The sequence below is a fragment of the Streptomyces sp. DT224 genome (assembly GCF_049844595.1).
Lineage (GTDB): Bacteria > Actinomycetota > Actinomycetes > Streptomycetales > Streptomycetaceae > Streptomyces.
This window is the reverse complement of sequence record NZ_JBNCLI010000002.1, coordinates 25519-45200: the sequence shown is the minus strand read 5'-3', so window position 1 is coordinate 45200 and position 19682 is coordinate 25519. Positions and strand designations below refer to the sequence as shown.

The 19682-nt window shown below is 69.0% G+C and carries 19 protein-coding genes; 7 read left to right on the top strand and 12 right to left on the bottom strand.

Annotation, left to right across the window (positions count from 1 at the left end; genetic code table 11):
• Position 1: 1 nt before the first annotated feature.
• Genes ACLQ2N_RS04035 through ACLQ2N_RS04010 form a run of 6 tightly spaced genes read right to left on the bottom strand, consistent with a single transcriptional unit; the run spans position 2 to position 6006 of the window.
• Entirely contained in the window at positions 2 to 1018 is a 1017-nt protein-coding gene (locus ACLQ2N_RS04035; RefSeq protein ID WP_425809078.1) for an MCE family protein, read from the bottom strand.
• Positions 1015 to 2046 (bottom strand): MCE family protein, encoded by a 1032-nt coding sequence (locus ACLQ2N_RS04030; protein WP_425809076.1) that lies wholly within the window; start codon positions 2044 to 2046, stop codon positions 1015 to 1017. Before ACLQ2N_RS04030 ends, ACLQ2N_RS04035 begins: the two co-directional genes overlap by 4 nt.
• Entirely contained in the window at positions 2043 to 3347 is a 1305-nt protein-coding gene (locus ACLQ2N_RS04025) for an MCE family protein (RefSeq protein WP_425809074.1), read from the bottom strand. The genes ACLQ2N_RS04030 and ACLQ2N_RS04025 overlap by 4 nt, the downstream gene beginning before the upstream one ends.
• Positions 3347 to 4150 (bottom strand): MlaE family ABC transporter permease, encoded by an 804-nt coding sequence (locus tag ACLQ2N_RS04020; protein WP_026171148.1) that lies wholly within the window; start codon positions 4148 to 4150, stop codon positions 3347 to 3349. Before ACLQ2N_RS04020 ends, ACLQ2N_RS04025 begins: the two co-directional genes overlap by 1 nt.
• 3 nt (positions 4151 to 4153) lie before the next feature.
• On the bottom strand, positions 4154 to 5014 hold the full coding sequence (locus ACLQ2N_RS04015) for an ABC transporter permease (RefSeq protein ID WP_425809071.1): 861 nt from the start codon (positions 5012 to 5014) through the stop codon (positions 4154 to 4156).
• Positions 5011 to 6006 (bottom strand): ABC transporter ATP-binding protein, encoded by a 996-nt coding sequence (locus tag ACLQ2N_RS04010; RefSeq protein ID WP_425809069.1) that lies wholly within the window; start codon positions 6004 to 6006, stop codon positions 5011 to 5013. The genes ACLQ2N_RS04015 and ACLQ2N_RS04010 overlap by 4 nt, the downstream gene beginning before the upstream one ends.
• A gap of 769 nt (positions 6007 to 6775) precedes the next feature.
• Here ACLQ2N_RS04010 and ACLQ2N_RS04005 point away from each other — a divergent pair.
• The gene (locus ACLQ2N_RS04005) at positions 6776 to 7708 is read left to right on the top strand and encodes a hypothetical protein (RefSeq protein ID WP_425809067.1); all 933 of its coding nucleotides are present in this window, start codon (positions 6776 to 6778) and stop codon (positions 7706 to 7708) included.
• An 81-nt stretch (positions 7709 to 7789) separates the two neighbouring features.
• On the opposite strand, the gene ACLQ2N_RS04000 is transcribed toward ACLQ2N_RS04005, so the two are convergent.
• From ACLQ2N_RS04000 to ACLQ2N_RS03990, 3 genes are all read right to left on the bottom strand, one after another.
• On the bottom strand, positions 7790 to 9256 hold the full coding sequence (locus ACLQ2N_RS04000) for a DUF6801 domain-containing protein (RefSeq protein WP_425809065.1): 1467 nt from the start codon (positions 9254 to 9256) through the stop codon (positions 7790 to 7792).
• 117 nt (positions 9257 to 9373) lie between these two features.
• A complete protein-coding gene (locus ACLQ2N_RS03995) occupies positions 9374 to 9988 on the bottom strand; it encodes a hypothetical protein (RefSeq protein WP_425809063.1) in 615 nt (204 codons plus the stop codon).
• Positions 9989 to 10100: 112 nt separating this feature from the next.
• A complete protein-coding gene (locus ACLQ2N_RS03990) occupies positions 10101 to 10718 on the bottom strand; it encodes a hypothetical protein (protein ID WP_425809061.1) in 618 nt (205 codons plus the stop codon).
• Between the two features lie 765 nt (positions 10719 to 11483).
• On the opposite strand from ACLQ2N_RS03990, the gene ACLQ2N_RS03985 reads away from it, so the two are divergent.
• The 6 genes from ACLQ2N_RS03985 (at position 11484) to ACLQ2N_RS03960 (ending at position 18058) form a co-directional block, all read left to right on the top strand.
• On the top strand, positions 11484 to 12698 hold the full coding sequence (locus ACLQ2N_RS03985; protein ID WP_073965746.1) for a helix-turn-helix domain-containing protein: 1215 nt from the start codon (positions 11484 to 11486) through the stop codon (positions 12696 to 12698).
• A gap of 217 nt (positions 12699 to 12915) precedes the next feature.
• Positions 12916 to 13179 carry a hypothetical protein gene (locus ACLQ2N_RS03980; RefSeq protein WP_132901570.1) on the top strand — a complete coding sequence of 88 codons (264 nt, stop codon included), beginning with the start codon at positions 12916 to 12918 and terminating at the stop codon, positions 13177 to 13179.
• A gap of 92 nt (positions 13180 to 13271) precedes the next feature.
• On the top strand, positions 13272 to 13745 hold the full coding sequence (locus tag ACLQ2N_RS03975) for an SCP2 sterol-binding domain-containing protein (RefSeq protein ID WP_425809058.1): 474 nt from the start codon (positions 13272 to 13274) through the stop codon (positions 13743 to 13745).
• 4 nt (positions 13746 to 13749) lie between these two features.
• On the top strand, positions 13750 to 14964 hold the full coding sequence (locus ACLQ2N_RS03970; RefSeq protein ID WP_425809056.1) for an acyl-CoA dehydrogenase family protein: 1215 nt from the start codon (positions 13750 to 13752) through the stop codon (positions 14962 to 14964).
• An 82-nt stretch (positions 14965 to 15046) separates the two neighbouring features.
• Positions 15047 to 15874: a hypothetical protein gene (locus tag ACLQ2N_RS03965; RefSeq protein WP_425809054.1), complete on the top strand. Its 828-nt coding sequence runs from the start codon at positions 15047 to 15049 to the stop codon at positions 15872 to 15874.
• 111 nt (positions 15875 to 15985) lie between these two features.
• Entirely contained in the window at positions 15986 to 18058 is a 2073-nt protein-coding gene (locus tag ACLQ2N_RS03960; RefSeq protein WP_425809052.1) for an MDR family MFS transporter, read from the top strand.
• Between the two features lie 20 nt (positions 18059 to 18078).
• On the opposite strand, the gene ACLQ2N_RS03955 is transcribed toward ACLQ2N_RS03960, so the two are convergent.
• Genes ACLQ2N_RS03955 through ACLQ2N_RS03945 form a run of 3 tightly spaced genes read right to left on the bottom strand, consistent with a single transcriptional unit; the run spans position 18079 to position 19675 of the window.
• The gene (locus tag ACLQ2N_RS03955; RefSeq protein WP_425809050.1) at positions 18079 to 18534 is read right to left on the bottom strand and encodes a YchJ family protein; all 456 of its coding nucleotides are present in this window, start codon (positions 18532 to 18534) and stop codon (positions 18079 to 18081) included.
• A gap of 44 nt (positions 18535 to 18578) precedes the next feature.
• Positions 18579 to 18815, bottom strand: a complete 237-nt coding sequence (locus ACLQ2N_RS03950) for a DUF397 domain-containing protein (RefSeq protein ID WP_425809048.1) — start codon at positions 18813 to 18815, stop codon at positions 18579 to 18581.
• Entirely contained in the window at positions 18815 to 19675 is an 861-nt protein-coding gene (locus tag ACLQ2N_RS03945; RefSeq protein ID WP_425809046.1) for a helix-turn-helix domain-containing protein, read from the bottom strand. Before ACLQ2N_RS03945 ends, ACLQ2N_RS03950 begins: the two co-directional genes overlap by 1 nt.
• Between the last annotated feature and the right edge of the window lie 7 nt (positions 19676 to 19682).

Sequence of the window (19682 nt, the reverse complement as noted above, 5' to 3'; positions counted from 1 at the left end):
CTCAGCGCCCGCCTTCCTGCTTCGGCGGCATGCAGCCGGTCGCCGGGGGTGTGTTCGCGGGCAGGTAGTTCTTCGGGACGACCCCGCAGACGTAGTTGTCGAACCAGCGGCCGTTGCCGAGGGTGTTGCCGACGAGCCGGTTGTAGGAGCCCGCGAGCGCGAGCACCTGGTCGAGGCTCTTGCGGTTCTTCTTGAGCACCGCGGTGACCCGGCCGAGCGCCTTGAGGGTCGGCTTCAGCTGCTTGTTGTTGTCGGAGACGAGACCGGTGAGCTGGGTGCCCAGGTCGCGGGTGCCGGTGAGCAGCAGGTGGATGGAGTCGCGGCGGGCCTGGATCTCGCCCAGGAGCAGGTTGCCGTCGTCCAGGAGGGTTTCGAAGCCGCTCTTCTTGTTGGCGAGGGTCTTGGTGAGCTTCTTGCTGCCCTTGAGCAGCGTGGCGAGCTGGGCGTCGCGTGCGGAGACGGTCTTCGAGAGTGCGGAGAGTCCCTGGGCGGCGCTCTTCACGTCGGGCGGGGAGTCCTTGAAGGTGGCGGAGATCGTCTCGAAGCTCTTGGCGAGCTGTTCGGTGTCGATCTCGCCGATGGTCTCGCCCAGTCCGTTGAACGCCTGCGTGACGTCGTACGGGGAGGTGGTGCGGGAGGCCGTGATGCGCTCGTCCGGGTCCTGCGGGGAGTCGCCGAGCGGGTCGACGGCGAGGTACTTCTCGCCGAGGAGCGTCTTGATGGCGATGCCGACGGTGCTGGCGTTGCCGATCCAGGCGTCCTCGACCTTGAAGGTGACTTTCACCTTGGCGCCGTCCAGGGAGACCCCGGTGACCTTGCCGACCTTGACGCCGGCGATACGGACCTCGTCGCCCTCGCCGAGTCCGGCGGACTCGGTGAAGTCGGCGCTGTAGGTGGTGCCGCCGCCGATGAAGGGGAGCGAGTCGGCCCGGTAGGCGCCGAATCCGATGAGGCCGAGCAGGAGCAGGCCCACGATGCCGACGGCGACGGGGTTGCGGTGGCGTATCGGCTTGATCATGACAGGCACCTCGGCTGGGTGATCTCGATGCCGGTCGGCGGGGTGCTGCCGTCGCTCGTCGTCACGCCGCTGACCCTGGCCTCGCAGAGGTAGAGGTTGAGCCAGGAGCCGTACGAGGTGAGGCGGCTGACGGCCTCCATCTTGGCCGGGGTCTTCCGGAGGAAGTTCTCGATCTTCGGGGTGTTGTCGGCCAGGTTCCCGGAGAGCCGGCCGAGCTGCTTGATGTCGTCCTTGAGGGGCCCCCGGCCGTCCTCGAAGAGGTCCGCGGTGACCGTGGTCAGGGCGCCCATCGCGGTGACGGCCTCGCCGAGGGGTTTGCGGTCGCCCGCGAAGCCGGTGACGAGGGCCTGGAGCGTGTCGACCAGGTCGTTGAAGCCGGCTTCCCGGTCGTTGACGGTCTTCAGGACCGAGTTGAGGTTCTTGATCACCTCGCCGATCACCTTGTCCTTGGCGGCGACCGTGCCGGTCAGCGAGCCGACGTGCTGGAGGATGGAGTCGACGGTGCCGCCCTCGCCCTGGAGCACCTGGACGATGGAGCCGGCCAGCTCGTTGACGTCGGGCGGCGAGAGCCCTTCGAAGAGGGGCTGGAAGCCGTTGAAGAGCTGGGTGAGGTCGAGCGCCGGGGTGGTGCGCGACAGCGGGATGGTGGCGCCCGGGGCGAAGCTCTCACCGACGGGGCCCGCGCCCTGGTCGAGGTCGATGTAGCGCTGTCCGACCATGTTGAGGTATTTGATCGACGCGGTGACCGAGGCCGGGAGCTTCTTGCTCTTGCGGACGCTGAAGCGGACCTCGGCGACCCGGCGGTCGGCGACCCTGATCGATTCGACCTGGCCGACCTTCACTCCGGCGACGCGGACGCTGTCCCCGACGATGAGTCCGGTGGCGTCGGCGAACCGGGCCTTGTACGAACGGGTCTCGCCCACCCCGGTGTTGGCGATGGACAGGGCCAGGACCGTCGTGGCCAGGCTCGTCACCACGATGAACACGATCGATTTCGCGAGCGGTCCCGCGAGGGAACGGCGCTTCACTTGAGCTTCACCTCCACACCGCGGAAGGCCGGGCCGATGAGCACGCTGCTCCACTCGGGCAGGGCCTGCGGCCGGACTTTCAGTGAGGGAGCGACCAGCTCGTTGACGAGGCGGCTCTCCTGCGGCGAGTTGGGCATGCCGAGCGACGGGTCGGCCGCGGGGACCTCGACCGGCGTGGCCGGGTCCGGGTCCGTCCGGGCGGTGTCGGCGGCGGTCCTGGCGTCGGCGGTCGGCACGGTCCGGCCGACGTACGGGATGGAGTAGCAGTGCGGTCCACCGGTCGCGTTGTAGACCGGGGTGTCCTTGCCCGCGACGTACTTCCCCTTGGACGGCACGGTCTTGAGGGTCACGTGCAGCCCGGGCTCGCCGGTGCCCTTGCCGAGCGCCTTGTCCATGGCCGGGATGAAGTTGGCCACGGTGCGCAGGGTGCAGGGGAACTCCGAGGAGTACGTCGCCAGGGTCTCCAGGGTGGGCCTGCCGCTGGCGGCGAGGCGGATGAGGTTGTCCTTGTTCCGCTGGAGGAAGGCGGTGACGTCGCGGGCGGAGGCGGTGGTGGAGCCGTACACGTTCGCGAGGTTCGCCTGCTGTTCGGCGAGGGTGCCGCTGGTGGTGGTGAAGTCGGTGAGGGCGTCCAGGACGTCGGGGGCGGAGTCCGCGTAGAGCCGGCTCACCTTGACGAGTTCCTTGATGTCCTCGTTGAGCGTGGGGAGTTGGGGGTTGAACTTCTGGAGGTGGGCGTCGAGCTTCACGAGGGTGTCGCCCAGCTTCTCGCCCCGGCCCTCCAGCGCGGTGGAGACCGCGTTGAGGGTGGCGGACAGCTTCTCCGGCTTCACGGCGGTGAGCAGCGGCAGGACGTTGTCGAGGACCTCTTCCAGCTCGATGGCGTTGCTGGACCGGTCCTGCGGGATGACGTCGCCCGCGCCGAGGGTCTTCGCCGAGGGCACGGGGGGCGGGACGAGGGCGACGAACCGTTCCCCGAAGAGGGTGGTGGGCAGCATCTGGGCGGAGACATCGGCCGGGATGCGGTCCAGCTTGTCCGGCTTGATCGCGAGGGTGAGCCGGGCCCCGTCGCCGTCGGCCGAGATGTTCCGGACCTGGCCGACGACCACGCCCCGCAGCTTGACGTCGGCGTTCTCGTGCATCTCGTTGCCGACGCTCGACGTGTGCACGGTGACGGTCGCGTCATGCGTGAAGTCCTTCTCGTACACCGAGACCGATACCCAGATGAGGACGGCGGGCACGAGGAAGAGGGCGACTCCGGCGGTTCTTCGGGCAGTGGCCCGGGCGGCGCGTGAGGTCATCAGCCGGCCACCTTCACCGTCGTCGTGGCGCCCCAGATGGCGAGCGAGAGGAAGAAGTCGGTGACGCTGATCAGCACGATCGCGTTCCGCACGGACCGGCCGACGGCCACCCCGACCCCGGCGGGGCCGCCGGTGGCGTGGAAGCCGTAGTAGCAGTGGGCGAGGATCACCATCACGCTGAAGATCAGCACCTTGAGCACCGACAGGAGCACGTCCGCCGGCGACAGGAAGAGATTGAAGTAGTGGTCGTACGTGCCTGCGGACTGTCCGTTGAACAGGACGGTGACGTAGCGGGACGCGACGTACGAGGAGAGCAGCCCGATCGCGTACAGCGGGATGATCGCGACGACCCCGGCGATGATGCGCGTGGTGACGAGGTAGGGCATCGAGCGCACGCCCATCGATTCGAGGCCGTCCACCTCCTCGTTGATGCGCATGGCGCCGAGCTGCGCGGTGAAGCCGGCGCCGACGGTCGCGGAGAGGGCGAGTCCGGCGACGAGCGGGGCGATCTCGCGGGTGTTGAAGTACGCGGAGATGAAGCCGGTGAAGGCGGCGGTGCCGATCTGGTTGAGGGCCGCGTAGCCCTGGAGTCCGACGACCGTGCCGGTGGCCAGGGTCATCGCGATCATGACGCCGATGGTGCCGCCGACGACGCCGAGTCCGCCGCTGCCGAAGGCGACCTCGGCCAGGAGGCGCTGGACCTCCTTGAGGTAGCGGCGCAGGGTGCGCGGAATCCAGATCAGTGCCCTCACGTAGAAGGTGAGCTGGTCACCGGATCTGTCGAGCCAGCCGAGCATTGACATGGGTCAGCTCCCCTTCGCGGGGACGATCTGCAGGTAGATCGCCGTGAGGACCATGTTCACGAAGAACAGCAGCATGAAGGTGATGACGACGGACTGGTTGACCGCGTCGCCCACCCCCTTCGGGCCGCCGCGCGGGTTGAGGCCGCGGTAGGCGGCGACGATGCCGGCGATGAAGCCGAAGATCAGTGCCTTGACCTCGCTGACGTAGAGGTCGGGCAGCTGGGCGAGGGCGGAGAAGCTGGAGAGGTACGCGCCCGGGGTGCCGTGCTGCAGGATTACGTTGAAGAAGTAGCCGCCGAGGGTGCCGACGACGGAGACGAGGCCGTTGAGCAGGACGGCGACGAGCATGGTGGCGAGCACGCGCGGGACGACCAGGCGCTGTACGGGCGAGACGCCCATGACCTCCATGGCGTCCAGCTCCTCGCGGATCTTGCGCGAGCCGAGGTCGGCGCAGATCGCCGACCCGGCGGCCCCGGAGACCAGCAGGGCCACGATGATCGGGCTGGCCTGCTGGATGACGGCGAGGACGCTGGCGCCGCCGGTGAAGGACTGGGCGCCGAGTTGCTGGGTGAGCGAGCCGACCTGGAGGGCGATGACCGCGCCGAACGGGATGGAGACGAGGGCGGCGGGCAGGATGGTCACGCTGGCGACGAACCAGAACTGTTCGATGAACTCCCGCACCTGGAAGGGCCGTCGGAAGGTCTCCCGGGTCACGGTTGCGGCGAGCGCGAACAGCCGCCCGGTCTCGCGCAGGGGCGCGGCGAGCTTGCTGGGGCGCGGGGCCTCGGGCGCCTTCGCGGGCTCCGGGGCGCGGTCCACCGGCTCCGGTTCGCCGGGGGGCCGTACGGGCATGGGCGCGGTCACCGGCGTCCACCGCCCACGGCCGGGCTGTAGCTGTTGAGGATGGCGGTGCGGGCGGCGTCCGGCAGTTCGCCGAGCATCGACATGACGCGTTCCCGGCGGCGCAGGGCGCCCTGGCGCACCGGCAGGCCCGGGGAGGGCTCCAGCTGGGGGACGACGGTGCGCGGGGCGTTGGCCGAGCTGATGCCCTGGCCGTAACCGTTCAACTCCTCGGCGGCGAGGGTGGCGGCGTCCTTCTCCTCGGACATGCCGATCGGCCCCTCGCAGCGGCCGGCGAGGAACTGGTTCACGACGGGCAGATCGCTGGTGAGCAGCACCTCGCGGGGCCCGAAGGTGACGAGGTTGCGGCAGAACAGCATCCCCATGTTGTCCGGCACGGTGGAGGCGATGTCGAGGTTGTGGGTGACGATGAGCATCGTCGCGTCGATCTGCGCGTTGAGGTCCACGAGGAGCTGGGAGATGTACGCGGTGCGGACCGGGTCGAGGCCGGAGTCCGGTTCGTCGCAGAGGATGATCTGCGGGTCCAGGACGAGGGCGCGGGCGAGGCCGGCGCGCTTGCGCATCCCGCCGGATATCTCACCGGGGAGCTTGTTCTCCGCGCCCAGGAGGCCCACGACGTCGATCCGCTCCATGACGATGCGGCGGATCTCGGATTCCTTTTTACGGGTGTGCTCCCGGAGCGGGAACGCGATGTTGTCGAACAGCGACATCGAGCCGAAAAGGGCGCCGTCCTGGAACATGAGCCCGAAGAGCTTGCGGGTCTCCATGATGTCCCGCTCGGAGCCGTTCACCATGTCGACGCCATTGACGAGAACGCGCCCGCGTTCAGGTTTGAGGAGGCCGATGATGGATTTGAGGAACACCGTCTTTCCCGTCCCGGACGGGCCGAGCATGACACTGACCTCGCCTGCGGGAAGCGTGAGCGACACATCCTGCCAGATGTTCTGCTTGCCGAAAGACTTGGTGAGCCCTTCGACCACTACTTCGATTCCCATCCCACCTCCTGCATGCGCTCACGATGTGACAGAAGTGCGCCGAAGGGCGCACGTTAAGTTCACCGGCACCGCCAGGACAAGCCCTTGAACAGCCCATTCGCAAAGATCCGGCCTGTTTGTCATCGGATGACAAATTCCGTTTCCGATCTTGTGAAGTACTGCGCACTGCCGTCCGTCGGTGCAGGCCGGAACCCCGCGGCCCAGGGGGCCGGACAAGCATCCGGGCTCCCTGCCGACGGGTGGGCAATCTCCGGACGCGCCGGAGGAGTTGCTGACGGAGGCGACGCTACGGGTGGGTAACCTGGGCCGCAATACCAGGTCATCAAGTTTTCGCGCGAGAGCGCGAAGGGGTCGGTTCTTTCTCATCGACTGAGCAGGTCGGCCGGAAAAACTGTCTCCGGGTGACAAGTTCCGGGGCCGGCCGACGGGGGCCGTACGCCGCACAGCGCATCGAGAAGCACCCAGGACCGGCTCGAATACACAAACGGCGGCTGAGATTCCGCATATCCGGCCGGCCGGCGTCACCGCGGCACACGCGAGGGCCTGCGCACGAAGTGACAAGAAGGCCGGATCCCGTACTCATCCCTGACGGAGATACACGTCCCGTCCATAGAATCTCATACGGCGCCATTGTGTCCCGGTGTTTCCCGCCAGTAACCTCACGGCTCGGTGAATGGGATTTCGTTCCGGCCCCGTCCGACGCGTCCCGGCACCCGCATTCCACATTCCGTGCTCAATTCGCTGCGCACATCGGAAACAAGGGGAAGACATGAGAACCTCGAACCGGGTACGTGTGGGGCTGCTGGCCTCCTTCACCGCGCTCGCCGCCGTCGCCTCCATCGGGTCGGCCACGGCCGCCACCACACTGAACGGCGACTGGGCGCCCTTCAGCCGCTGCCCGGTGGACGACCCGGCCATGCTGGCGGCCGACGGGGCGACGGACATCGCCATCTGCGTCACCTCGCACTCGGAGAGCGGCTCCATCAAGCTGGGCAACACCGTGGTGCCCTTCGGCGCCAGCGACCTCCAGATCGGCGTGGTCAACCACCCGGGCGCCGTCTCGACCGTGGTCTCCCCGAAGGAGGGAGCACTCGTCGCGGACTCCGCGAAGGTGCCGGGCGGTCTGCTCGGCCTGATGTGCCCCAGCGACGTCCCCGTGGTCACGGGCATCTGCAACACGCTCACCGACGTCAATCTGAACCGGGTGACGGCGACCCTCGAGTCGGTCAACACCCCGACCGGCTTCCAGCTCCTGGCGGGCGCGACCACCGGCAAGCCGATCATCACCCTCCCGGTCCGCATCCACCTGCAGAACCCGCTCCTCGGCGACAAGTGCTACATCGGCTCCGCCTCGAACCCGATCCTGCTGAAGCCGCAGAACCTGACCCAGCCGGCCGTCACCAGCGAGAACTTCGCCGGTGACGGAACCCCGGATCCGAACGGCCCGATGAGCCGGCTCAGCCTCCAGGGCGCCACCCAGACCGATACGACGTACGCGGTCCCCGGCACCAACGGCTGCGGCCTGCTCGGCTCGTTGAACTGGGCGGTCAACCTGAAGACGGGCCTGCCGGCGGCCGCGGGCAAGAACAGCGTCACACTGAACAACGCGCAGACCGACGTTGCGGCGATGGGCGCCCCGGGTGACATCGCCCCGAACGCGGGCAAGGTCATGTCCCAGTACTGGCACTCGGCGGCGCGGTAGCCGTCCGGGCGACCGGAGCCCCGAAGGGGCCACCTCCTCCGTGGAGGTGGCCCCTTCGCGGTGCGCCGGCCGGGCGGTGGGCTACGGCTTGGGCTTCGTGCCGGGCAGTTCCGCCGGAGGGGGTGGGCAGTAGGAAGCCTCGGGGTTGGTCGGAATGCAGGTCGAAGCCTGATCCATGACGATCCGGTTCCCAGGGCCCGAGATCGCAGCGGTGAACAGCGGATTCAGGTTCTCGCCGCCCGTGCCGCATCCGGTGAAGGGCGGGATGGTGACCTCGCCGTCCAGACGGCCGCCCACGCCGACATTCGTATACGCTGCCCCGCCATTCAGTACCACCTTGAACGGCTTCTCTGTCCTGCAGTCGCTTCCTACATCCAAGGGCGTGCCGTTGATTTTGACGTCGTGGAGGCGGAGGGACTGCTTGAAGTAGGCCGTAGAAAATACCGTATCACCGACGTTTCCAAAGGAGATGGTCATCGGTCCGGCCTCGAAGGACACCTTCGCCGTCACCGGCTGGAAGCCGAAGGCGAGAAAGGTGGAATCGGCATCCGGAAGGTCGATTTTCGCGAGGGAATCGAAGCGGATGTAATACCCGCCCACCGCATCGAACCCTCGGATGGTGATGCGCGTCGCCGGCTTCACACTGATGAGGGCGGGATGGGCCGGATCATTGATGATCATGGCTCCGTTCAGCTTCTCAACATTGGCCAGGCCCACCACGTTGGCACAGGCGAACTGCGGATCCGTGTTCTCCACGACACGTGGCGCATCGCCCGGCGGAGGCTGTGGTGCCTCGCTCCCGTCCTCCACCCCCACCGGCGGTTCGACAGGACAGTAGTCGGGGTCCTCGTCGTCCTCGGCGGCCGCCGGTTCCACCGCGATGTCCTTCTCCTCCGCCCGGCCGGAGCCACCCGCCGGAGGGGTGGACGTCTCAGGGGTGCCCGACGGCTCGGTGCCGCTGCCGTCGGTCACACGCGTGGTCGCGATATGTCCGTTCTCGCCCTCCTTCAGCCGGCACGTCACCGTGGTCAGAGGCGGTGCGGTCTTCTCGGGCCCGGCTGTGGCGGACCGCAGCTCGATCGTCAACTCCTCGACGGAGAAGTCGACATCGCCCGCGGCTCCGAGCGTCACGTAGGGGACCTCACCGGAGTGGACGAGGGATACGTCACCGTCGGCGGGAAGGCGGGTGCTCGGCGCATACAGCTCCCACGGGGCCTCGGTCGACTCCCCGTTCTGGGCGACCTTCACCTTGAGCGCCGCCCGGCTCACGAACGCCTCGGTGCCTTCCGGCACCAGCCTCGCGAGATCCGCCCGCGGGAGGGTGACGGTGAGCGTCACGGGCCCCGGCTGTACCGGGCGGTCGACCTCGCCGGTCGCCGGGACGTCCACCGCCACGCCTACCGTGGCCGCCACGTTCGGCGTGCCGCTGTCCTCGGTTCCACAGGCGGCGGCGAGGCTGACGGGCCCGGTGCTCTCGTCGGCGGCCGAGCCCCCTCCGGACAGCAGCCCGGCGAGCAGGGCGAGACCGGCGACGGAGGCGACCCTCACGGAACGCCCCGCACGGGTCACGGGTATCTCAGTGTGCATATCGGGCCTGTCCTCCACGGGGTGCGATCGGTAGTACAGCTGCGGTGGCGCGGTCGGCCCACGCCGGTGCGTTGCGCCCTACAGGACCCTGATCACCGGTGCCTTGCCGGTCGACGCCATGGCCATGCGCAACGATGCCTTGAGCGCGACGACGTCGCCGTTGTTGACGAGCCCCAGGCAGTTCGCGTTGGAGGCGAGCAGGTCACCGGATTTGTCACCGATGACGAGCTTGCCGGTGTCGTTCTCGTAGTGCCCGTGGAGCGTTCCCTTGAAGTCGGCGACGCAACCGAACCCGTCCCAGTGGGCCGAGACCTCGCTGATCCTGACGTCCACCCAGTTCGCATGCGAAGGGTTCTGCCCCACGAGGTTGATGGCCCACGGCGTGGCGCTCGTCGTCACAACCTCACCGAAGCCGAACTGACAGTTGTGGGTGGTGATGGCATCGATCGTGCCCATCCTGCCGCCGGTCACGACGGTCGCTTCGAGTTTTCCAGCAGTCACGTCCAATGAATCGCACGCAATGGTCGCAGCTGGAATGGTCCATGTCGGATAGACAGCATGGGCCGTATACGCCCCCGCGGGCGTCACGCTCCACGAGCCCGTCGTGGCGGCCGAGGCCGAGGAGGCCACCGGCCCGAAGGCAGCAGCGAAAACGGCGGCCACCACGGCGAATCGTCGTGCCGGAGTGTTCACGAACTCACGTCCTCAAGGTCATGGCGCCGCGTCCGCGACGCCCCCAACGAGAAGGCCGGGCCGGCCGCGAAGAGGCTTCGCGGCCGGCCCGTACCCGTGCACTACTGGGTCCTTACGGCGTCGTGATCTTCGGCGAGGTGCCCGTCGAGGTCACCTTGACGAGGTACGAGGCCTTGAAGGAGGCCACGTCGCCGTTGTTGATCAGGCCGAGGCAGTTGGCGTTGGACGCCTTCAGCTCCGTGCCCGAGCCGTCGATGACCAGCCTGCCGGTGCTGTTGTCGTAGTACCCGTAGGCCTTGCCCTTGAAGTCGGCGACGCAGCCGAAGCCGGTGATGTGGGCCGAGATACCGGTGACGTTGCCCTTGACCCGGTTGGCGTTGGAGGGGTCCACCCCGGTGACGTTGATCGTCCACGGCGTCGCGGTCATGGAGACGGTGAAGGTGATGCCACCGACCGAGCAGCTGGTGAAGCCGATCGTGCCGATGGTCGCCATGTTGGCTCCCGTGGCGCTGGTCGCGGCGACGTTGCCCGCGGTCACGCTGGAGGAGGCACACGACAGGGTCGCGGCGGGGACGGTCAGCGTGGGGCTGGTCGCGCTGGCGGTGTACGCCCCGTTCGGGGTCGCCGACCACGAGGCCGTGGCGCCGGCGGACGCCGAGGTGGCAGCCATACCGAGGGCGGCGCCGGCGGCGGTGGCGATGATGGCGGCTCTACGTGCAAGGGTGTTCACGGAATCCGGTTCCCTTCGAGGGTGTGTGACCTACACCGGGGGGCCACTTCCGGCCGGGTGAGCGGCGCTCCCGGAGCGGGGGGTCACGAGACAGGAATGTGACAGTCCGGCCTGACGGACTGCTCGACCTCTTGCGTTCGGCGATGACGCTACGGGCGAGTAATGTCACTCCGCAACACGCTGGAACAAATAATCTCCACAATCATCGCTCTCTCTCATAATTTACTTGCGGGACGAGTACGGTCCGCCGATTTTTTATCGAGAAGTGAGCAATTCCCTTGGATACGGTCCGTCCGATCCTGCTCATCCGGTGACGGTCCGCCCTCCTCTGCCGCTCAACGCCCCACGTCACAGTCCTGCTTCAAGACCCTCCTCACCAGCGGCACCCGGCGCGCCGGGTGCCGCGCCACCCACTTGACTTCCCCCCGCCACCCCAGTGGAATGCACCGCCAATAGCGAGAGGGAAATGGCCCGCGGAGGCGGGATCACACGTAGGAACCACCGTCGCATTTTCGGAATACGGGCTCCCGCATCAGCACCGGACGAGCGATCCGCGAGCCGGCCCCGAGTGCGGGCACCCCCGAAGCGGTGGCCGAAAACAGCCGATACATGGCCCATACATTTCGTCTTGTCCTGCCTGTGTTCAGAGCCACATACGTGGACTATCTTCGGCAGCCGACGTTGGTACGCACCTGAGGACGGATGGGAGCGCTCTCCCGTCCGCCACCCCCCATCGGGCGCCGAAGAGCAAGAAGGGGTCACGGTATGCCGGGAGTCGCGCAACCCTCGGAGCTGGGCGAGCCGCTGGGTCCGCTGCCGCAGGAGTTCGCCACGATCGTGCGGCCCGAACTGCCCAGCCTCATCAAGGAGATCGGCCTTGAGGTCACCCGCGCCTACCCCGAGTACGCGCGGCTCCTCGACGGGCCGTACGGCCAGGGCATCCGGGTCGGCGTCGAGCAGAGCATCTCCGTGTTCGTGGACCAGGTCGCCGAACCGGCCGCGCCCTCCGCCCTGCGCGACGAGATGTGCCGCAGGTTCGGCCGGTTCGAGGCGTACGAGGGGCGCAGCCTGGACCAGTTGCAGGGGGCGTACCGGCTGGGCGCCCGCGTGGCCCTGCGCCGGGCCAAGAAGATCGGCAGGCGCTACAACCTCTCCCCCACCATGATGCTGACGTTCGCGGACGCGCTGTTCAGTTACGTGGACGAGCTGGAAGCCCTGTCGCGCGAGGGGTACTTGGAGGTGAGGTCGGCCTCCGACGACCACACGGACACCCTGCGGCGCCGGCTCCTCCACCTGATCCTCGCCGGGCGGCCGGTGCCGCGGGTGGCCATCGCGGAGCTGTGCGAGCAGACCGGCTGGACGCTGCCGGACGAGGTGACGCTCGTGGCCGTGCGCCCGTCCCCCGATCTGGACCGGCTGGCGATCGACCGCGACGTACTCGTCGACTTCACCGACCCGCAGCCGCACTTACTGATCCCGGGGCCCTTCGACGACATGCGAAGACGCATGCTGGAACACGCGCTGCCGGGCGTCCGGGCCGCCATCGGCCTGACCGTCCCCTCGTCACTGGCCTCCGACTCGATCCGCTGGGCCCGACGGGTCCTGGAGCTCGTGGACGCGGGCGTCATCGACGACGCGCCGGCCATCCTCTGCGACGACCACCTCATCACCCTGTGGCTGCTCTCCGACCCGGTCCTCCTCGACCAGCTCGCGCGCCGCGAACTCGCCCCGATGGCCAACATCAGCGCCAACCGGCGCGAACGGCTCATCGAGACACTGCGGATCTGGCTCGACACCCGGGGCACGGCGGCCCAGATGGGCGAGCTGCTCGACGTACACCCCCAGACCGTCCGCTACCGGATGCGCAATCTGGAATCGATCTTCGGCGATCAACTGGTCGATCCGGAGGCGCGGTTCTCGACGGAGACCGTGCTCCGCGCCATGCAGCTGCGCGCCCGCAGCAACGACACACCCATCTGAACAGCGCGCGACGCACCTTCGGCCCGACGAGCACTTCACGCGAAGTCAACCTACTTGCTGGTAAGGGGAAATAGCCGGTCATTCCCAAACGGTTGCCACACGGAGACGTACTCAACGAGAAACCAGGAACTGCGTCTCGTTATATGGAGTGGAGTCGGTCCGCCCACCCGGCGGTCCGACGCCCGACCTCCTGGCCACCATCGAGAGGGAACCCCCCATGACCGCCTCACACCTGCTCGTCCCCGTCCCGATCCCGGACCGCATCGCCGCGCTCATCGGCGCCTGCACCCCCGCGCACATCCTCCAGGCCGAGTTCGACGCCGACTGCGCCGCGCGCGAGGTCCGCAGGTTCCGCGGGCCCCGGCTGGGCATCGAGGACCAGGCCGACCGCGAACTGGCCCTGTCCGAGCTGGCCCGCGCCAACAAGGTGCTCGCCGCTCATCACCCCCGCCTGGTGGTGCGCCCCGGTTCCGCCTGGTGACCCCGCAAAACGCCCCGCACCGCACCTTGCGGAGAGACCGCTGCACCCTTACCTTACTCAAAAGTAAGTTTACTCCAGAGTAAGGAACTGGCGTGGCCGACAACAGCAGCGGCAAGGTCACCGACGAACTGGCCGCCCTCGACTTCGCGGCCGTCTCCCCCGAGGAGTTCGCGCGGATCGTGAAAGGACTGTCCGCCAAGCAGCTCGCCGAGATCATGCACGGGGAGCTGCGGACCCGCGTGCTCGGCGAGGTCTTCGGCCGGATGAAGCAGCAGTTCCGCCCGGAGGCGGCCGGGGCACTCACGGCGCTGATCCGCTGGAAGATCACCGGTGACCCCGAGGTGGTCTACGAGACCTCGATCGCGGACGGCACCTGCACCGTCAGCGAGGGCCGCTCGGACGCGGAGCCGCGTACGACGCTGGTCATGGCGGACGCGGAGTTCCTGAAGCTGGTCTCCGGCAACGGCAACCCGATCACCATGTTCATGATGCGCAAGCTGAAGGTGGCGGGTGACGTCGGTCTGGCCTCGGGCCTCACGCACTACTTCGACATCCCGAAGGCGTGAGCCGATGAGCTACTTCTCCCTCGCCCTCACCGAGGAGCAGCAGGACCTGCGGAACTGGGTGCACGGCTTCGCCGCCCAGGTGGTGCGTCCGGCGGCGGCCGAGTGGGACGCCCGCGAGGAGACGCCCTGGCCGGTCATCCAGGAGGCCGCCCGGATCGGCCTCTACGGGTTCGAGTCGCTGGCCGACATGTACGGCGACCCGTCGGGGCTCTCCCTCCAGATAGCCAACGAGGAGCTGTTCTGGGGCGACGCCGGCATCGGCATGGCCCTGTTCGGCACCTCGCTCGCCGTCGCCGGGATCTTCGCCTCCGGCACCCCGGACCAGCTCGCCGAGTGGGTCCCGCAGTGCTACGGCGACGAGGACGACCCGAAGGTCGCGGCGTTCTGCGTGTCCGAACCGCAGGCCGGCTCCGACGTCTCCGCGATGACCACGAGGGCCCGGTACGACGAGGCGAAGGACGAGTGGGTGATCTCCGGCCAGAAGGCGTGGATCACCAACGGCGGCATCGCCGAGGTCCATGTCGTCGTCGCTTCGGTGGACCCGGCGCTCGGGGCGCGCGGGCAGGCCGCGTTCATCGTGCCGCCCGGCACGAAGGGCCTGGCGGCGGGCCGCACCATCAAGAAGCTGGGGCTGCGCGCCTCGCACACGGCGGACGTCTTCCTGGACGACGTACGGGTGCCGGGGCACTGCCTGCTCGGCGGCAAGGAGAAGCTGGACGCCCGCCTGGCCCGCGCCCGCGAGGGCTCCACCGCCAAGGGGCAGGCCGCGATGGCCACCTTCGAGGTCAGCCGGCCCACGGTCGGCGCCCAGGCGCTGGGCATCGCGCGGGCCGCGTACGAGTACGCGCTGGAGTACGCCGGTGAGCGCGAGGCGTTCGGGCGGCCGGTCATCGAGAACCAGTCGATCGCGTTCGCGCTGGCCGACCTGCGTACCGAGATCGAGGCCGTACGGCTGCTGATCTGGCAGGCCGCGTGGATGGCCCGCAACGACCGCGCCTTCGACGCCGGTCAGGGCTCGATGTCCAAGCTGCGCGCGGGCGAACTCGCGGTGGCCGCCACGGAGAAGGCCGTCCAGATCCTGGGCGGCGCCGGCTACAGCCGGGAGCACCCGGTGGAGCGGATGTACCGGGACGCCAAGATCTACACGATCTTCGAGGGGACCAGCGAGATCCAGCGCCTGGTCATCGCACGGGCGATCTCGGGACGGCACATCCGCTGAGGACGGGGGCGGCGGGCGGGTCCGGGACCGGGCCAGCGAGGATGGGCGGGTCCGTACCACCGCCGCCCCCGGGGGAAACGTCATGCCCGCCGTCCCGCGCCCGTCCGTCCTCTTCGTCACCGACCTCGCCTACGAGGCGCGCGGCCGGCGCTACTGCGACGAGGACATCCGCCTGACGGCGCGTCTCCGCGAGGACTTCGACCTCGCGCTCTGCCACCCGCGCGACGCCGCCGCCCTGCTGGACGGCTTCGACGCCGTCGTCGTGCGCAACAGCGGCCCGGTCCTGCACTACCAGGAGGCGTACGACGCGTTCCGGGCGCGGGCCTCGGAGCTGGGCACCCGGGTCTACAACCCGCTGACCGGGCGCGGTGACATGGCGGGCAAGCAGTACCTCGTGGACCTGAGCCGGGCCGGATACCCGGTCATACCCACCGTTGACCGGGCGGCGGACCTCGGGCTGCTGCCGGACGCCGAGGGCTATGTCGTCAAGCCGAAGCTGGGCGCGGACTCGGTGGGCCTGCGCTTCGTGACGACGCCCGAGCTCGATCCGGGCGCCGACGGCACGCTGCTCGTCCAGCCCCGGATCGACTTCCGCTACGAGGTGTCCTTCTCTTACGTGGACCACGACTTCCAGTACGCGCTGCACGCCCCGGACCCGGAGCGGCGGTGGGTCCTTGAGCCGTACGAGCCGAGCGCGGCGGACCTGGCGTTCGCCCGGTCCTTCGTGGAGTGGAACACGCTGGACCACGGCATCCAGCGGGTCGACGCCTGCCGGACGGCGGACGGCGGCCTGCTCCTCGTAGAACTGGAAGACCTCAACCCGTATCTCTCGCTGGACCGGGTAGCCGCTCCCGTACGGGAGGCATTCGCCGCCCGCATGACGGTCTCGCTGCGGGATCTGCTCGCTTAGGGGCCTCTCGTTCGGACCACGCCGGGCTCGCGGGCTGATCCGAACGAGAGGCCCCACACGTCCGGGCGTTCCCCGCATGCGGGTGACACGACGCGATGTGAGGGTGCAAAGGTGACCACTGCCAGCGAGACCGCCCCCGCCGCGCAGAGTGCAGCCGCGCCGCCCGTGCTCGACCCACGCCGCCGCAACATCGTCTTCGCCACGATCGTGCTGGGCATCCTGCTGGCCGCCCTGGACCAGACGATCGTGGGCACCGCGCTGCCGACGATCGTCTCGGACCTCGGGGGCGCCGCGCACATGTCGTGGGTGGTCACCGCCTATCTCCTCGCGGAGACGGTGGCGACGGTGCTGGTCGGCAAGTTCGGCGACCTGTTCGGGCGGAAGATCGTCTTCCAGCTGTCCGCCGTCATCTTCATCACCGGTTCGTTCCTCTGCGGACTCGCGACGAACATGACGCTGCTCATCGTCTGGCGCGGCCTCCAGGGCATCGGCGCCGGCGGTCTGATGGTCACCTCCATGGCGCTCATCGCCGACGTCATCCCGTTGCGGGACCGGGGCAAGTACCAGGGCGCGATCGGTGCCGTCTTCGGCGTGTCGACGGTGATCGGACCGCTGCTCGGGGGGCTGTTCACCGACCATCTGACGTGGCGCTGGGCGTTCTACGTCAATGTGCCGATCGCGATCGTGGTGGTCATCGCGGCCGCCCGTACGATCCCGTCCGTGAAGGCGGCCGGGCGGCCGGTCATCGACTACCTGGGCATCGCGATGGTCACCGTCGGGGCCAGCGCCCTGATCCTGGCCACCAGCTGGGGCGGCAACGAGTACGCCTGGGGCTCCGGCGTCATCATCGGCCTGTTCGTCCTCGGGATCGCGGCGCTCGCGCTGTTCTGCCTGGTCGAGTTCCGGGCGAAGGAACCGATGCTGCCGATGCGGCTCTTCGGCAACCCGGTCTTCACGGTCTGCTCGATCCTCAGCTTCATCGTCGGGTTCGCCATGCTCGGCGCGATGATCTTCCTGCCGACGTACCTCCAGTACGTGGACGGCGACTCGGCGACCCTGTCGGGCGTGCGGACGCTGCCGATGGTCGTCGGCCTGCTCGCCGCGTCCATCTTCAGCGGCAACGTGGTCAGCAAGACCGGCCGCTACCGGATCTTCCCCATCATCGGCTCGCTGGTCATGGCGGCCGGTCTGTTCCTGCTCTCCCGGATGGGCCCGGACAGCGGGGTCTGGCTCGAGTCGCTGTACATGCTGGTGCTCGGCATCGGCATCGGGCTCTCCATGCAGGTCCTGACGATCGCCGTGCAGAACACCGTGGACTACGCGGACCTGGGCACGGCGACGTCGGGCGTCACCTTCTTCCGTACGCTGGGCAGCTCCTTCGGCACCGCCGTCTTCGGGACCATCTACGCGAACGCCCTCGGCCCGCACCTCAAGGACGGGATCACCGAGGCCGCCCGGGCGGGCGGCGACCCGGCCGTGCTGGCGAAGGCGTCGCAGAGCCCGGAGGGGCTGCACGCGCTGCCCGCCGCCCAGTCGGAGCCCCTGGCCCAGGCGTACGCGGACACCCTGCACACGGTGTTCCTGTGGACGGTGCCCGTGGCGCTGCTCGGGTTCGTCGTCGCGCTGTTCCTCAAGCAGGTGAAGCTGCGCGACACCGTGCGGGCGGGCTCGACGGACATGGGTGAGGGCTTCGCCTCGCCGAACACCCAGGACTCGGCCCAACTGCTCGAGTTCTCGGTGGCCAAGGTGCTGCGGCGGGTGGACCCGGAGACGGCGCGGCGGATCGTCGCGGAGTCGGACACCCGGCTGGACATGGCGGGCGCCTGGGCGGTGATGCAGGTCGAGCTGTTCACCCGGATGGTCGGCCACGCGGGGCTCCGGCTGATCGCGTCCCGGCACCGGATCCCGCCGGAGGTCCTGGTGCCGGTGTTCGACCGCATGATCGAGGAGGGCTTCCTCACCGGGGACGGCCACCTCTTCCAGCACACCGCGGCCGGCGCCCGCGAGGCGCGGACCCTCACGGACGCCTGGGCCCGCTGGCTCAACGACCAGCTGGGCGAGGACGGCGGCCGCCCGGACGACGCCCGGCTGCGCGCCGCGGTCGACGTGATCGCGAAGCGGCTGCTCGCGGAGGACCTGACGCAGGAGCTGGCGCCGGTCGCCCCGGCGGGCGCGCCGGTCTGAGCCCGTGCACCCCCGGCGCCTCAGTCCGCGAAGACGGCGGTCTCGTAGACCCAGGCGCCGCCGTGCCGTACGAAGCGGCTCTTCTCGTGCAGGGAATCGGGCCGCCCGCCCACCGTGTAGTGGGCGCGGAAGGTGACGGTCCCGGTGGCGTGGAAGGCGCTGCCCTCGGTGGTCTCCAGGACCTCCAGGCCCTGCCAGCGCTGCCCGCGGTCGAGGTCGAGGACGTCGGGGCGGTGGTCCGGGTGCCAGGTGCGCAGCAGATACCCGGCGTCCCGGACGACGAAGGCGGCGTACCGCGACCGCATCAGCGCCTCGCAGGTGGCGGCCGGGGCCCCCGCGTGCAGCCGGCCGCAGCACTGGGCGTAGGCGGCGGGCAGCCCGCAGGGGCACGGCGAAGCCGCGCTGGTCTCGGGAGCGGGGGCGGTACGAGGGCTCGCGGCGGACGGGCGCCGGGAGCGGGAGGTGCGTCGGGACATGGGTCCATTGTGGCGTGCGCGGGCGCGCGGCCCCGACGTGCGGCTCAGGTCAGCAGGAAGTCTGCCTGACCGGCCTTGGCGCCCTGGATGAACGCGGCGATCTCGTGGGGGGTGTAGATGAGGGCCGGACCGTCGGGATCCGCGGACTGGCGCATGGCGATTCTCCCGTCGGCCAGTTTCATGGCCTCGACGCAGGTACCGCCGTTGCCGCCGCTCCATGGCTTGGTCCAGCCTTCGGAGCCGAGGTCAGCGGCCGGCATGCCGTTGTATATGGGTGTCATCACAGCTCCTTGCGGAAGTCCCGGAGGAGTTCCTTCGTGCGTTGTGCCGTCGCGGCCTGGGCCGCCATGCGGTCCATGACCTCGAGATAGGAGGCCACCTCCGGGCGCGCGTCGAAGTAGACGGCCCCGGTCAGATATTCGCTGTAGACCATGTCGGGCAGTTCGGGCACGGCGAAACGGAACAGCACGAACGGCCCGTACGTCCCCGGGTGGTGACCGGTGGAGAACTCCGCGATCTGCAACGTCACGTTGGGCATCGACGTCGCTTCGAGGAGCTTGTCCACCTGCGCGCGCATGATGTCGGCGCTGCCGACCGGGCGGCGCAGGACGGTCTCGTCCATCACCACCCACAGGCGCGGGGCGTCCGGCTTGGTCAGCAGGGCCTGCCGCTCCATCCGCAGCGCCACATGGCGCTCGATGTCCTCGGTCCTGACCCGGCCCACGGCCCCGGTGCGCATCACGCTGCGCGCGTAGTCCTCGGTCTGGAGGAGTCCGGACACGAAGTGGGGCTCGTAGACGCGCAGCAGGCTCGCGGCGCCCTCCAGGCTGACGTACATGGAGAACCAGTCCGGCAGGACGTCGTGGAACCGCTGCCACCAGCCGGGTCGGTTGGCCTCCTCCGCGAGCTCCACGAAGGCGTCCGTCTCGGCGTCCGAGATCCCGTACGCCCTGAGGAGCGCCTGCACGTAGAGGATCTTGAGGGCGACCTCGGCGGTCTCCATCCTGCGAACGGTCGCCGGGGCGACGTGCAGCACCTTGGCGGCCTGGTCCCGGCTCATACCGGCACGCTCCCGCAGATCCTGCAGCCGCTTGCCGAGAACGACCTGGCCCACGGTCGGGGCGGACCGCGGTTCGCTCACTTCAGAC

Coding starts and splice junctions, on each gene's coding strand:
- ACLQ2N_RS04035 (WP_425809078.1), bottom strand. CDS start 1,018: ATGATCAAGCCGATACGCCACCGCAACCCCGTCGCCGTCGGCATCGTG.
- ACLQ2N_RS04025 (WP_425809074.1), bottom strand. CDS start 3,347: ATGACCTCACGCGCCGCCCGGGCCACTGCCCGAAGAACCGCCGGAGTC.
- ACLQ2N_RS04020 (WP_026171148.1), bottom strand. CDS start 4,150: ATGTCAATGCTCGGCTGGCTCGACAGATCCGGTGACCAGCTCACCTTC.
- ACLQ2N_RS04010 (WP_425809069.1), bottom strand. CDS start 6,006: ATGGGAATCGAAGTAGTGGTCGAAGGGCTCACCAAGTCTTTCGGCAAG.
- ACLQ2N_RS04005 (WP_425809067.1), top strand. CDS start 6,776: ATGAGAACCTCGAACCGGGTACGTGTGGGGCTGCTGGCCTCCTTCACC.
- ACLQ2N_RS03985 (WP_073965746.1), top strand. CDS start 11,484: ATGCCGGGAGTCGCGCAACCCTCGGAGCTGGGCGAGCCGCTGGGTCCG.
- ACLQ2N_RS03980 (WP_132901570.1), top strand. CDS start 12,916: ATGACCGCCTCACACCTGCTCGTCCCCGTCCCGATCCCGGACCGCATC.
- ACLQ2N_RS03970 (WP_425809056.1), top strand. CDS start 13,750: ATGAGCTACTTCTCCCTCGCCCTCACCGAGGAGCAGCAGGACCTGCGG.
- ACLQ2N_RS03965 (WP_425809054.1), top strand. CDS start 15,047: ATGCCCGCCGTCCCGCGCCCGTCCGTCCTCTTCGTCACCGACCTCGCC.
- ACLQ2N_RS03955 (WP_425809050.1), bottom strand. CDS start 18,534: ATGTCCCGACGCACCTCCCGCTCCCGGCGCCCGTCCGCCGCGAGCCCT.
- ACLQ2N_RS03950 (WP_425809048.1), bottom strand. CDS start 18,815: ATGACACCCATATACAACGGCATGCCGGCCGCTGACCTCGGCTCCGAA.